Genomic DNA, 12,888 nt, shown 5'->3' on the forward strand with positions numbered 1-12,888 from the left:
ACTTGCACCCCTCGCCCCTCGCCGTCATGCTATGCGCACCGGCACCAGGCCCAAGCCGGAATGCGGTAGTCGCGACGGGGGACGCGTGCATCCTTCGGGCCCGGTCGAAACAAGAACACGACATGATCGAATTCGGACACGGCACCCATATCGGCCTGCGCCGCGAGCATAACGAGGACACCTACTATGCCGACGCCGACATCGGCCTCTGGCTCGTCGCCGACGGCATGGGCGGCCATGCGCACGGCGAAGTGGCGAGTGCGCTCGCGCGCGACGCGGTAGTGCGCGAGGTCCGTTCCGGCGGCAGCCTGGAGCGGGCCGTGCAGAGCGCGGATGCCGACATCCTGCGGCTGTCCGGCCGTCGTTCCGAGGCGCTGCCGATGGGCACGACGATCGTCGCCCTGCATCTCACCGGCGCCGAATACGAAGCCTGCTGGGTCGGCGACAGCCGCATCTATCTCTGGGACGGCACGCTCAAGCAGATTTCGCAGGATCATTCCTACGTGCAGGAACTGATTCGCCAGGGCGCGATCACGCAGGAGCAGGCGCGCACGCATCCGCATCGCAACGTCGTCACGCAGGCGCTCGGCGTGACCGATCCACAGAGCCTGCGTGTGGAGACGCTGCACGGGAAACTCTCGCCCGGCATGCAGATGCTGCTGTGCTCGGACGGACTGACCGAAGAAGTCGACGACCCGCAGATTTCCGCGATCCTCGCGCGCTCGGACCTGTCCGCGCAGGAATGCGTCGACCATTTGATCCTCGCCGCGCTCGACGGCGGCGGCTCGGACAACGTGACCGCGGTGCTCGTGCGCAATCGCTGAAGCGGTCGCGTCAATCCCTCAGCCAGCGGCAGTTGTCGCGGCTGGCCTTCTGGATGGCGGCCAAGCGCGCTTCGTGCGCGGCCGTCTCCGCCGCATCGGCGTAGCGCACGCGGATCGCGGCGTCGATCAGCGAAGCGACGGCCGTGTGGACGTGCTCCCGAACCGGTTCGCTGCCCGATCCGAGACCGAGATCGCCCTGCCCTGCGGTCATCGCGAGATAGACGTCGGCGAGCAATTGCGCGTCGAGCAACGCGCCATGCAGATCGCGATGGCTGTTGTCGACGCCGAGGCGCTTGCATAGCGCATCGAGATTGTTCTTCTGACCCGGATATTTTTCGCGCGCGAGCGATAGCGTGTCGAGCACGCCGACGCGCTCGGCGACGCGCACGGGCGTTTCCAGACGCGCGAACTCGGCTTCGAGGAAGCCCATGTCGAAGCTCGCGTTGTGCGCGATCAGTTCGGCGCCGTCGATGAAGGCGAGGAATTCGTCGGCGACCTCGGCGAACACGGGCTTGTCGACGAGGAAATCGTCGGTGATGCCGCTGACCGCCGTGGCACCCTCGTCCATCGCGCGCTGCGGGTTGACATAACGATGGAACTCGCGTCCGGTCGGCCGGCGCTCGAGCAGTTCCACGCAGCCGATCTCGACGATGCGATGGCCCTTGTTGACCTCCAGCCCCGTCGTTTCCGTATCGAGCACCACTTGCCTCACAGCCTGTTCTCCTGAGCGGTCAGCGCTTCACTACGCGCACGCTGGTCGACACGCTCGTTCTCCTCGTGCCCCGAGTGCCCACGCGTCCAATGCCATTCCACCTCGTGCGGTGCGGTCGCCGCGACGAGGCGTTCCCACAGGTCCTGGTTCTTCACCGGCTTCCTGTCGGCCGTACGCCAGCCGTTCGCGCGCCAACGCGGTACCCAAGTCTCGATGCCTTGCTTGACGTACTGCGAGTCGGTGGTCAGGCGCACGTTCGAAGGCCTTTTCAACGCCTCGAGCGCGGCGATCGCACCCATGAGTTCCATGCGGTTGTTCGTCGTCTCCCCTTCGTTGCCGCTCACCCACTTCTCTGTTTTCTTGTAACGCAACAGTGCAGCCCAGCCGCCGGGCCCCGGATTGCCCAGACAGGCGCCGTCGGTGAATGCCTCGACGACCGTGGCGGCACTCACGCGCACTTTTCCTCGATCGGCGCGAGCGCGCTGGCGCATTCGCGGTGCGCGCCGGGCGCGAGGCGCGGGTTGCGCGCGAGTTCGCGCACGTCGCGACGCAGGCGCAACGGCGTCAGCGCGCTGCGACGCTTGCGCGCGAGCAGCAGCCAGCTGCCACGGAATCGCAGCCATCGCTCGGTCCGCGCTTCCCGTTCCGCTTCACCCGCCGCCGGATCCGGCTTCAGCCACGGCGACAAGGCGCCGAAATAGCGCGTTTGCAGCACATCCATGCCAAGGGCTGCGAACAGCGCGCCGCAGCTTTGCGAGGAGCGGAAGCGCAATTCCGCCTGCGCACGACGCGCGGCCGAAGCCAGCCACGGTCGCCACAGGCTCAGCGGATTGAACCCGAGCACGAGCAGCACGCCTTCGGACGCGAGTACGCGCGCGATCTCGCCGGCGCAGGCGGCCGGATCGCCGAGGCGCTCGAACAGATGCTGGACGACGACGAGCTTGCAGCTCTCGCTCGCCAACGGCAGTTCGCCTGCTGCGCACGAAAGGCTGCCGCGCAATGTCCGCGCGTCGTCCAACGTCAGCTCGATCAGCGTACCGAGCAAGTGCGCCGGCAGGCGTCCGCCCATCGCTTCGTCCGCGCGCAGCAGCAGACCCGCATTGCCGTAGACGCCGGCAAGGATCGGGGCCAGTGCCGCCAGTTCCTGCTCGTACAGGCGTTGCAGCGCGGCATGGCGACGCGAATGGGTCGAATCGAAAGGCATGGAGCCGTTGTTACGTGGCGATGCGATGTGCGGAGAGGGAATTAGACCAGATTTACGATGCTGAAATCCTGCCAACCAATTTGTTATTTTTTCGTTATGTCTTTATGACTTTTTAATGGCGGATTTCTGACTGCCTGCTATAGTCGCCGCCATCGTTTCGAGCGGACCCGAACGGATGATTTCCAGCCATGCAATGCGAGGCTGACAGCCGCGACCGTGCTGTGGGGCGCGACAGTCGTCTGCTCGCGGCCAGCGCGTGTTGCGCGACCTTGGGTGCCGCCTGCATCCTGCTTGCGGCATGCAGTGCGCCGATGGTGCGCCCGAGCGCCGACGCGGCGATCGCACGGACACCGGCACCGGTGGTCGTATCCGACCTCGCCATCGAGCCGAAAACCGTCGAGCTGCCCATTCCATCCTCGCCTTGGCCGCGCCTGCGCGCACGTTATGCGATGCCCGGCTGTGACTACAGTCCTGACGTGCGCCAGTTCGCCGCGCAGATGGCATCGAGCCCGTTTCATCTCGCCGTCGCGTTGAAAGACGCGATGCCGTTCCTGCTCGTCGTCACCGAGCAGATCGAAAAATACGACATGCCCGGCGAATTCGCCTTCCTGCCGTGGGTGGAATCGAGCTATACGATGGTCCCCGCGCAGGGCGACGGCGTCGCCGGCATGTGGCAACTGATGCCGTTTACGGCACGCGAGAACGGCCTGCGCGTCGATGGCGAATACGACGGCAGGCTTGATGTCGCCGCATCGAGCCGCACCGCGCTCGCGCTGCTCAAACAGTACAAAGAAAGCTTCGGCGACTGGCGGCTCGCCAACATGGCGTTCAACGCAGGCGAGAACAGCGTGCGCGCCGCGCTCGGCAAGCAACGCAGCATCGCACCGGCCGGAATCGCGAAATTGCGCCTGAACCAGGTCAATTACGAACACCTGATCAAGCTGCTTGCCATCGCCTGCATCGTCTCCAAGCCCGAACGTTACCGCGTCGAACTGCCCGAACCCGTCGCGGAGGACGCCACGGCCCTGCTCGAACTGCCCGCGCCGCTGGACCTGCACCTCGCAGCGAAACTGGCCGGCATGGATTACCCGCGACTGCAACGGCTCAATCCGGCCTATCTACAGGGCCGCATGCCCGAGGGCGGCCCGTTCCACCTGCTCGTGCCTGCGACGCGGCGCGCGGCGGTCGAGAAGACGCTCGGCATGCTTCCGCAATACGCCTGGCGTAGCTGGCGCGAAGCAAAGCTGCAACGACCGCAGAGCCTGGACACGCTCGCCATGGCCTACGACGTCGATGCCGTTGCACTCGCACAGATCAATCGCGTCCCCGCGGCGACGGCCACGCTGCCGGCGGGCACGCGCCTGATGCTGCCCGCGCGCGGCGAAGAATCGGCGCCGGCACCGGTCGCGACGGCAACCCCGGCTTCCACGGCGGGCGCAGGAAGCACGTGCACCGTGCGTGCGGGCGACACGCTCTGGGACATCGCCAACCGCTACGGCGTGCGCATGGAAGATCTGCTGCACTGGAACCGCATGTCGCGCAATGCGACGCTGCGCCTGGGCCAGAGGATCGTGCTCAGCGCACCCGCGCTCGACGCGATGAAATAGATTCCGCCTCCTCGCTCGCCGGCGCGCATGCGCTAGAATGGCGCGATTCACGCATCGAGGAAGCACAACATGGGATTCCTGCAGGGCAAGCGCGCGCTGATCACCGGCATCATCAGCAACCGCTCGATCGCCTGGGGCATCGCGAACGCGATGCACCGCGAAGGCGCCGAACTCGCGTTCACCTACGTCAACGACAAGCTCAAACCTCGCGTCGACGAAGCCGCGAAGACCTTCGGTTCGGACATCGTCCTGCCCTGCGATGTGACCAGCGATGCACAGATCGCGCAATTGTTCGCCGATCTCGGCAAACGCTGGGAAGGCCTCGATATCCTCGTCCACTCCATCGGCTTCGCGCCGGGCGAGGCGCTGACCGGGGAATTCCTCGACGGCCTGACGCGCGAAAACTTCGCGATCGCCCACGACATCTCCGCCTACAGCCTGCCCGCGCTCGCCAAGGCCGCGCGCGCGTTGATGAAAGGACGCAACGGCGCCCTCCTCACGCTGACCTACCTCGGCGCCGAACGCGCGCTGGCGAACTACAACGTCATGGGCCTGGCCAAGGCCAGCCTCGAAGCCTCGGTACGCTATCTCGCCTACAACCTCGGTCCCGAGGGCACGCGCGTCAACGCGATCTCCGCCGGTCCGATCAAGACGCTCGCCGCCGCTGGCATTGCCAATTTCCGCAAGATGCTCGACCACGTCGAGCAAAACTCGCCGTTGCGCCGCAGCGTAACGATCGACGAAGTGGGCAACACCGCGGCATTCCTCTGCTCCGATCTCGCTTCGGGCATCACCGGCGAAGTGACCTTCGTCGATGCGGGCTACAACACGCTCGGCATGACGGGCATCTGACTTTCGCAGCGGCACGACTCATCGCGCCGCGCATCCACGATGCGACGCGAAAAGCCGGATGCGATGAAGGCGAACGCTACTGAAGCAAGCGGTCTTCGGCGATCTTGACGTCGGCGGATTTGCGCAGCGTTTCGAGGAAACCGCGCACGGCATCGTTCGAATAGGCCTGGGCAAGCTGGTTGCGCGCGGCTTCCTTCGACTTGGCATCGAGCTTGGCCGGATCGGCGTCCTTGACCGCGGTGAGCGCGACCAGCGCGTAGGCATCGTTGGCCAGGGCGACTTCGGCAGTCGTCGGCGTGTCGGCCGCCGCGGGGCGCGCGAGCTTGAACACCTCGGAAACCAGTTTGCCGTCGAGGTTGGCGGCGTTGCGGCCGATTTCCTTTTCCTGCTCGACCTTGGCCTTGACGACCCCGGCGATCTGCTCGAGCGTCTCGCCCTTCTGCAAACGCGCATATAGCGTGTCGGCCTGCTCCTTCGCCCGTCTGGCGAGTTGTTCGTCGACGAGCTTACCGCGGATTTCCTCGCGCACCTGGTCGAGCGGCTTCTGCACCGGCTTCTCGTGCTGGTCCAGATGCACGAACGCGACATGGTTTGGTGCCAGCGTTATCGCGTCGGACGTATTGCCCTCGACGAGCACGCTCGGCGAGAACGCGGCCTTGATCACGGCCGGATTGGCCGCGATGCCCTCACCGCCCGCGCGCGTGAACAACGCGGTCTTCTGCAGCGGCAAATCGAACTGCTTGGCCGCATTGGCCAGCGAAGGATCGTTGCCGAGCGCATCGACGAGCTTGCCGGCCAGCTCGCTGTAGCGGCGCTCGTTTTCGGTATCCGTGTATTGCTTGGCCAGATCCGCCTTCACTTCCTCGAACGGTTTGACCTTGCCTTCGCGTACGTCGCGCAACTGGATGATGTGGTAGCCCTCGGGCGACAGCACCGGATCGGACACGTCGCCTTTCTTCATCGCCCAGAGCGCGTTCTCGAACGCCGGATCGGTAAGGCCCTTCTCGAGCCAGCCGAGATCGCCGCCCTGCGCCTTCGAACCCAGATCGTCGGACTTCTCCTTCGCCACGGCGGCGAAGTCCTTGCCCGATTTGATTTCCGCTTCGATGGCCTTGGCTTTTTCGAGCGCGGCCTTTTGCGCATCGGCATTTGCGTTCTTCTCGACCTTGACGAGGATGTGCGAGGCCTCGCGCTGCTCGGGCGCGGTGAACTTCGCCTTCTGCTCGTCGTAGCGCTGCTTCAGTGCGGCTTCGTCGGGCGCGATCTCGGTCTTCATCTTCGCCGCGTCGAGTTCGACGAAGTCGAGCGAAATCTTCTCCGGCGTCATGAATTCGGCGCCATGGTCCTTGTAGTACTTCTCGATGTCGGCGTCGGCGATCTTGATGCCGTCGGCGGACGGCTTGTCGAGCTTGATGTAACCGAAGTCGCGCGTCTGGTCGCGCAGCTTGAGAAAGGCGTCGATCTCGGCATTCGTCACGATCGTGCTGCGGGCAAGTCCGGTGGGCAACTGGCGCGTCGCCAGGTCGCGGATGACATCGTCCTGGAACGACGCCGCCGTGCGGCCGGCACCCTGCAGGCGCAGGCGATAGAGGTTCGGGTCGAACTTGCCGTCGGTCTGGAACGCCGGAATGCCCTGGATGTATTCGCGCACCTGCGCGACCGGCACCATGACGCCGAGCTTTTCGTTCGCGTTGGCGAGCAACTGCTCATTGATCAATTGGTCGAGCACCTGGCGCTTGCGCTCGGGCGTATCGAACACGGCAGCGTCGAATTGCGGGCCGTAGGCCTGCTGCATCTGCGAGCGGAAGCGGTTGTAGGCTTCGCGAAACTGATCCTGGCCGATTTCCTTGCCGTCCACCTTGGCGACGAAGGTTTCCACCTTCGGATTCATGTACTGCTCGATGCCGAAAAACCCACCGAACACGATCGTGATGACGCCAAGGATGATTTTGGCTGCGATACCGGAAAACTTGTCGTGCAATGTCTGGAGCATGTGCGATTGCTCTTTGTGAGAAGTGCGGCCAAGGATGGCCGCTTTTTGACTTTCGCGTTCACGGACGGACGCATGAATGAATGACCACAAATAAAACAAAGGCGCCTTGCGGCGCCTTTGTTTTATTTGTGGCGGAGTGGACGGGACTCGAACCCGCGACCCCCGGCGTGACAGGCCGGTATTCTAACCAGCTGAACTACCACTCCGCGCCGACTCTGGGAACCCGGCGCGGAGCTAGTTGCCGGATTCCGATTTTGCCTTTACCGCTACGAGTGGTGCACCCGCATCGAGATGGTGGGTGCTGAGGGTTTCGAACCCCCGACCCTCGCCTTGTAAGGGCGACGCTCTACCGCTGAGCTAAGCACCCTTGGCAGGCGAGCCGCCTAGTTTAGAGCATCTTTCAGAGCTTTGCCAGCCTTGAACGACGGATTCTTCGAGGCCTTGATCTTGATCGTCGCACCCGTGCGCGGGTTGCGACCCGTGCGCGCGGCGCGCTTGCGCGAGAGGAAGGTACCGAAACCGACCAGCGCGACGCTGTCGCCCTTCTTCAAGGCCTTCGTGATCACTTCGATCACGGCCTCGACAGCACGGCCCGCGTCGGCCTTGCTCAGTTCGGCCGAATCGGCCACCGTGGAAATGAATTCACCCTTGTTCATATTGTGTCTCTCCCGAATGAGAAATTGGCGAGCGCTCGCCGTTGGGTAATCGAAATCATGCGAAGCTTGTGCAAGCGCCGACTTTTCGCGCTTGTTCGCTTCGCCACCCCACGCTTTCCGCACCATGCCCGAAAGGCACTGAAGCGAAGCGCGGCGCGAACTTTATACCAGCCCACCTCACTGCGCGCAACCTCAATAGCAATGCGCCTTGCAGCGATTTTGGTTACGCCGGCGGACACGTCCGTATGCGCAAGACGCCTTGACACGCTGGTCGGGAATTTGCATGCCGCCACGCGGTGCCGGCATGCCCGCGCTTTCAGTGCGGTCGCACCTGCGCCACTCCCGAGGATTCCTCGGCCACGGCCTCCGGTGCCGCATTTTGCGCATTTTCCACTTTTTCCGGCAACGGCGAGAGCGGCCGCTCGAGCGCGATGTCGAGTACCTCGTCGATCCAGCGCACCGGCCTGATCTTCAGCGACTCGGTGACGTTCTTCGGGATTTCGGCCAGGTCCTTCTCGTTTTCCTCCGGAATGATCACCGTCTCGATGCCGCCACGGTGCGCCGCAAGCAGCTTCTCCTTGAGGCCGCCGATCGGCAACACGCGGCCGCGCAGCGTGATCTCGCCGGTCATCGCCACTTCCGAGCGCACCGGAACCTTGGTCAACGCCGACACCAGCGCCGTGCACATGCCGATGCCCGCGGAAGGCCCGTCCTTGGGCGTCGCGCCTTCGGGCACATGGATGTGAATATCGTATTTCTGATGGAAATCCGCCTCGATGCCGAGCCGCTCGGTGCGCGCACGCACAACCGACAACGCAGCCTGGATCGACTCCTTCATCACATCGCCGAGCTGGCCCGTATTCACGAGCCGGCCCTTGCCGGGCACGATCGAGGCTTCGATGCTGAGAAGGTCGCCGCCGACCTGCGTCCAGGCCAAGCCGGTGACGAGACCGACCTCGTTCTGCAGTTCCTTGCGCCCGAACTGGAACTTGCGCACGCCCAGATAACGGTCGAGGTTCTTGCCGTCGACCGTCGCCTTGCCACGCTTCTTCTCGGCCTTGCCGGACTTCTTCGCCTTGTCCGCGGCCAGGGTCAGCTCGGTGACCACCTTGCGGCAGATCCGGGCCAACTCGCGCTCGAGGTTTCGCACGCCCGATTCGCGCGTGTAATAGCGGATCATGTCGCGGATCGCGTCGGTCTTGACCGTGATCTCCTCGGACTTTAGGCCGTTCGCCTTGATCTGCTTCGGTAGCAGGTAGCGCTCGGCGATATTGATTTTCTCTTCTTCGGTATAACCGGGAATACGGATCACTTCCATGCGGTCGAGCAGCGGGCCGGGAATGTTCAGCGAGTTCGCGGTCGCAATGAACATGATCTCGGACAGGTCGAAGTCGACTTCCAGATAGTGGTCGTTGAACGCATGGTTCTGCTCGGGATCGAGCACCTCGAGCAGCGCCGAGGACGGGTCGCCACGGAAGTCCATCGACATCTTGTCGATCTCGTCGAGCACGAACAGCGGATTCTTGGTGCCGACCTTGTTGAGGTTCTGGATCAGTCGGCCCGGCATCGAGCCGATGTAGGTGCGGCGGTGACCGCGGATTTCGGCCTCGTCACGCACGCCGCCGAGCGACATGCGCACGAACTTGCGCCCGGTCGCCTTGGCGATCGACTGGCCGAGCGAAGTCTTGCCGACGCCCGGCGGCCCGACGAGGCAGAGGATCGGTCCCTTCATCTTCTTGACGCGCGACTGCACGGCGAGGTATTCGACGATGCGTTCCTTGACCTTTTCCAGACCGAAGTGGTCTGCGTCGAGCACTTCCTCGGCGGCCTTGAGGTTCTTGCGCACCTTGCTGCGCTTCTTCCACGGCGCGCCGACGAGCCAGTCGACGTAGTTGCGCACCACAGTCGCCTCGGCCGACATCGGCGGCATCTGCTTGAGTTTGTTCAACTCCGCGCGCGCCTTCTTCTCCACCGGCGGCGGCATGCCGGCTTTCTCGATCTTCTTGCCGAGCTCCTCGATCTCGTTCGGCGCATCCTCGCCTTCACCCAGTTCTTTCTGGATCGCCTTCATCTGCTCGTTGAGGTAATACTCGCGCTGACTCTTTTCCATCTGCGACTTGACCCGGCCGCGGATGCGTTTCTCGATCTGCTGCACGTCGATCTCGCCGTCGACGAAGCCCATGAGCATTTCGAGGCGATCGGCCACGTCGGCCGTTTCGAGCACGCGCTGCTTGTCCTGCAGACGGACGGCCAGATGTCCCGCGATCGTGTCGGCGAGACGGCTGGTGTCGTCAATGCCGGACAGCGTCGCGAGCAGTTCCGGCGGAATCTTGCGGTTGAGCTTGACGAACTGCTCGAACATCGACACGAGCGAACGCGAGACGATCTCGACCTCGCGGGGTTCGCGCGTGTAGATCGACTCGAGCGCGCGCGCATAGCCGGTGAGAATGCCGTCGCGCTCGGAGAAGCTCGACACCTCCGCGCGCAACTGCCCTTCGACCAGCACCTTGATCGTGCCGTCCGGCAATTTCAGCAATTGCAGCACGGTGGCGACCGTGCCGATCGAATACAAGTCGCCCGCCTGCGGATCGTCCGTGTCCGGGCTGCGCTGGGCGACGAGCAGTATGCGCTTGTCGTTCTCCATCGCCATGTCCAGCGCGCGCACCGATTTCTCTCGCCCGACGAACAGCGGGATCACCAAGTGCGGATAGACGACGACGTCGCGCAGCGGCAGCACCGGCAATTCGCTGATATGGGACAAATGCTGCTGGACGGGCGGGTTCGAAGAAGGGTTGGCCATCGGGTTTCCTGATTGTTTTTCTCGTCGCGCCACGGCTTTGCCTTGCCCGAGCGTGAACGCAGCGAGGGTGACGCGGTATCACCATCGCGTCAAGTGTGGCCAATCGGGAAGTTTGCAAGTGGCGATGAAGGCATGCGGAATTCGGGAAGGGCGTCATTCCCGCAAAAGCGGGGCCGCGAAGGCAGGCCGAACATCGCGACGGCGATGCGAGAGAAGCGAACATTCGCGTAGCGAATAGTGCGGCACGCGAGTTGCGGGATACAGCGGACAATCCATTCCCGGCCGTCAACGGACACAACGCATGCCCGCTTTCGCGGGCATGACGTCAGTGGCAAACCCGGCGTTCGGCCCGGAATCAGGCTTCCTCGAGTTCCTCGGTCTGCACCGCCTGCGAGTTCGCCTTCGGCGCCAGCGCAGCGCGCAGCTTGTCCTCGATTTCCCTGGCCGCGCTCGGGTTCTCCTTCAAGTACTGACGCGCGTTGTCCTTGCCCTGGCCGATGCGCTCGCCGCCGTAGCTGTACCAGGCGCCGGATTTCTCGACGATCTTGTTGTCCGCGCCCATGTCGATCAATTCGCCCTCGCGGCTGATGCCTTCGCCGTAGAGGATCTCGGTGACGATCTGCTTGAACGGCGGCGCGAGCTTGTTCTTGACCACCTTGATCTTGGTCTGATTGCCGACGATCTCCTCGCCCTTCTTGACCGAGCCGATGCGGCGGATGTCCAGGCGTACCGACGCGTAGAACTTGAGCGCGTTGCCGCCCGTGGTCGTCTCGGGGCTTTGCCCCGGCATCATCACGCCGATCTTCATGCGCAACTGGTTGATGAAGATGACCAGCGTATTCGAGCGCTTGATATTCGCGGTCAGCTTGCGCAGCGCCTGCGACATCAGGCGCGCCTGCAGGCCCGGAAGCTGATCTCCCATTTCCCCTTCAATCTCCGCGCGAGGCGTGAGCGCGGCGACCGAGTCGACGACGATAACGTCGACCGCGCTCGAACGCACGAGCATGTCGGCGATTTCCAGCGCCTGCTCGCCCGTGTCGGGCTGCGACAGCAGCAAATCCTCGACCTTGACGCCGAGCTTTTCGGCATAGACCGGATCGAGCGCGTGCTCCGCGTCGATGAATGCACAAGTGCCGCCGAGCTTCTGCGCCTGGGCGACGACCTGCAGCGTCAACGTGGTCTTGCCCGAGGACTCCGGCCCGTAGATCTCGACGACGCGGCCGCGCGGCAGGCCGCCGATGCCGAGCGCGATGTCGAGCATCAGTGAGCCGGTCGGGATCGCTTCGACCGCGTCGACCGTGCGATCGCCCATGCGCATCACGGCACCCTTGCCGAACTGCTTTTCGATCTGGCCGAGTGCGGCGGAAAGGGCCTTGCGCTTGTTGTCGTCCATCGTCGTGTCCTCAGAATTGGTGAAGGCGTGAAGTGCAAACTAATCGCGATGCGTCGCAGGAGTTGAGATGCGCCGTCGTGGAGGCAGGATATTTTTTCGCGGCGGCGGAGGACATCGGCGCGGACCGCGCGACCGCGTAGGAAAACCGCTCGCCGACATCGCGGATCATCGGTTCGGCCTCACCAGGCCGCAGTACAGCCCTTCGATCGCGAAATCCTGGTCGGGCCGCACCTCGATCGGCGCGTAATCGGGGTTGCGCGGCAGCAGGTGGATGCCGCCCTTGCCCGCCCTGAACTGCTTGATCGTGATCTCGTCGTCGATGCGCGCGACCACGATCTGGCCGCTGCGCGCCTCGCGCGTGCGCCGTACGCCGACGAGGTCGCCGGCGAGAATGCCTTCGTCGCGCATCGAATCGCCGCACACCTTCAACAAGTAATCGGGCGCCGGCGAAAAGAATACGGGATCGAGCAGCACGTAATCGTCGCCCCCCGCATCGGCGCCGATCGGCGCGCCGGCGGCGACACGACCTAGCACCGGCAGGCGCAACGCCTCGTCAGCGGACTTCGCCGGCGACAATGCGAGTTCGCGCTGCGCCCGTTCGGGCGCACGCAGCACGCGGATACCGCGCGCGCGCCCCGGGATGCGTTCGATCGCCCCCGCGGCTTCCAGCGCATCCAGGTGATACTGCGCCGCACGCACGCCCTTGAAGCCGAAGGCCTTGGCGATCTCGGTCTGCGAAGGCGGCATGCCCTCGGTCTCGATGCGTTCGGCGATCAGGGCGAGAATGGCCTGCTGGGTCTCGGTCAAATCCATGTTAGTAATATTACTACTAACGCGGATTTCCGTC

Annotated in this window: 11 protein-coding genes and 2 tRNA genes; 3 read left to right on the forward strand and 10 right to left on the reverse strand. The window is 64.1% G+C overall.

Annotation, left to right across the window (positions count from 1 at the left end; all coding sequences use genetic code 11):
- Positions 1-122: 122 nt before the first annotated feature.
- Positions 123-824, forward strand: coding sequence for a PP2C family protein-serine/threonine phosphatase (locus QM741_RS18125; protein ID WP_415209023.1), 702 nt, complete (start codon positions 123-125; stop codon positions 822-824).
- 10 nt (positions 825-834) lie between these two features.
- Here QM741_RS18125 and dnaQ read toward each other — a convergent pair whose 3' ends face one another.
- Genes dnaQ through QM741_RS18140 form a run of 3 tightly spaced genes read right to left on the reverse strand, consistent with a single transcriptional unit; the run spans position 835 to position 2,740 of the window.
- On the reverse strand, positions 835-1,536 hold the full coding sequence (gene dnaQ / locus QM741_RS18130) for a DNA polymerase III subunit epsilon (RefSeq protein ID WP_415209024.1): 702 nt from the start codon (positions 1,534-1,536) through the stop codon (positions 835-837).
- On the reverse strand, positions 1,533-2,027 hold the full coding sequence (gene rnhA / locus QM741_RS18135) for a ribonuclease HI (protein WP_415209025.1): 495 nt from the start codon (positions 2,025-2,027) through the stop codon (positions 1,533-1,535). Before rnhA ends, dnaQ begins: the two co-directional genes overlap by 4 nt.
- Positions 1,985-2,740 (reverse strand): class I SAM-dependent methyltransferase, encoded by a 756-nt coding sequence (locus QM741_RS18140; protein ID WP_415209026.1) that lies wholly within the window; start codon positions 2,738-2,740, stop codon positions 1,985-1,987. Before QM741_RS18140 ends, rnhA begins: the two co-directional genes overlap by 43 nt.
- A 188-nt stretch (positions 2,741-2,928) precedes the next feature.
- On the opposite strand from QM741_RS18140, the gene QM741_RS18145 reads away from it, so the two are divergent.
- On the forward strand, positions 2,929-4,347 hold the full coding sequence (locus QM741_RS18145) for a LysM peptidoglycan-binding domain-containing protein (protein ID WP_415209027.1): 1,419 nt from the start codon (positions 2,929-2,931) through the stop codon (positions 4,345-4,347).
- 69 nt (positions 4,348-4,416) lie between these two features.
- Complete coding sequence (locus tag QM741_RS18150) at positions 4,417-5,199, forward strand: enoyl-ACP reductase (protein WP_415209028.1); 783 nt, start codon at positions 4,417-4,419, stop codon at positions 5,197-5,199.
- A 76-nt stretch (positions 5,200-5,275) separates the two neighbouring features.
- On the opposite strand, the gene QM741_RS18155 is transcribed toward QM741_RS18150, so the two are convergent.
- The 7 genes from QM741_RS18155 to lexA all read right to left on the reverse strand — a co-directional run bounded on the left by QM741_RS18155 (position 5,276) and on the right by lexA (position 12,854).
- Complete coding sequence (locus tag QM741_RS18155) at positions 5,276-7,192, reverse strand: SurA N-terminal domain-containing protein (RefSeq protein WP_415209029.1); 1,917 nt, start codon at positions 7,190-7,192, stop codon at positions 5,276-5,278.
- A 129-nt stretch (positions 7,193-7,321) separates the two neighbouring features.
- A tRNA-Asp gene (locus QM741_RS18160) sits at positions 7,322-7,398 on the reverse strand.
- An 86-nt stretch (positions 7,399-7,484) separates the two neighbouring features.
- Positions 7,485-7,559, reverse strand: a tRNA-Val gene (locus tag QM741_RS18165).
- Positions 7,560-7,575: 16 nt separating this feature from the next.
- A complete protein-coding gene (locus tag QM741_RS18170; protein WP_415209030.1) occupies positions 7,576-7,974 on the reverse strand; it encodes an HU family DNA-binding protein in 399 nt (132 codons plus the stop codon).
- 190 nt (positions 7,975-8,164) lie between these two features.
- Entirely contained in the window at positions 8,165-10,648 is a 2,484-nt protein-coding gene (gene lon, locus QM741_RS18175; RefSeq protein ID WP_415209031.1) for an endopeptidase La, read from the reverse strand.
- Between the two features lie 355 nt (positions 10,649-11,003).
- The gene (gene recA, locus QM741_RS18180) at positions 11,004-12,041 is read right to left on the reverse strand and encodes a recombinase RecA (RefSeq protein WP_415209032.1); all 1,038 of its coding nucleotides are present in this window, start codon (positions 12,039-12,041) and stop codon (positions 11,004-11,006) included.
- A gap of 165 nt (positions 12,042-12,206) precedes the next feature.
- Positions 12,207-12,854: a transcriptional repressor LexA gene (gene lexA, locus QM741_RS18185; RefSeq protein WP_415209033.1), complete on the reverse strand. Its 648-nt coding sequence runs from the start codon at positions 12,852-12,854 to the stop codon at positions 12,207-12,209.
- Between the last annotated feature and the right edge of the window lie 34 nt (positions 12,855-12,888).

Origin of the sequence: Rudaea sp., assembly GCF_047601565.1 — a bacterium.
GTDB lineage: Bacteria > Pseudomonadota > Gammaproteobacteria > Xanthomonadales > Rhodanobacteraceae > Rudaea.

What these genes read in the sequence shown, in the direction of transcription:
- QM741_RS18145 (WP_415209027.1), top strand. Translation starts at nt 2,929, where the DNA reads ATGCAATGCGAGGCTGACAGCCGCGACCGTGCTGTGGGGCGCGACAGT.
- QM741_RS18155 (WP_415209029.1), bottom strand. Translation starts at nt 7,192, where the DNA reads ATGCTCCAGACATTGCACGACAAGTTTTCCGGTATCGCAGCCAAAATC.
- recA (WP_415209032.1), bottom strand. Translation starts at nt 12,041, where the DNA reads ATGGACGACAACAAGCGCAAGGCCCTTTCCGCCGCACTCGGCCAGATC.
- lon (WP_415209031.1), bottom strand. Translation starts at nt 10,648, where the DNA reads ATGGCCAACCCTTCTTCGAACCCGCCCGTCCAGCAGCATTTGTCCCAT.
- lexA (WP_415209033.1), bottom strand. Translation starts at nt 12,854, where the DNA reads ATGGATTTGACCGAGACCCAGCAGGCCATTCTCGCCCTGATCGCCGAA.
- rnhA (WP_415209025.1), bottom strand. Translation starts at nt 2,027, where the DNA reads ATGCGCCAGCGCGCTCGCGCCGATCGAGGAAAAGTGCGCGTGAGTGCC.
- QM741_RS18170 (WP_415209030.1), bottom strand. Translation starts at nt 7,974, where the DNA reads ATGGTGCGGAAAGCGTGGGGTGGCGAAGCGAACAAGCGCGAAAAGTCG.
- QM741_RS18125 (WP_415209023.1), top strand. Translation starts at nt 123, where the DNA reads ATGATCGAATTCGGACACGGCACCCATATCGGCCTGCGCCGCGAGCAT.
- QM741_RS18140 (WP_415209026.1), bottom strand. Translation starts at nt 2,740, where the DNA reads ATGCCTTTCGATTCGACCCATTCGCGTCGCCATGCCGCGCTGCAACGC.
- QM741_RS18150 (WP_415209028.1), top strand. Translation starts at nt 4,417, where the DNA reads ATGGGATTCCTGCAGGGCAAGCGCGCGCTGATCACCGGCATCATCAGC.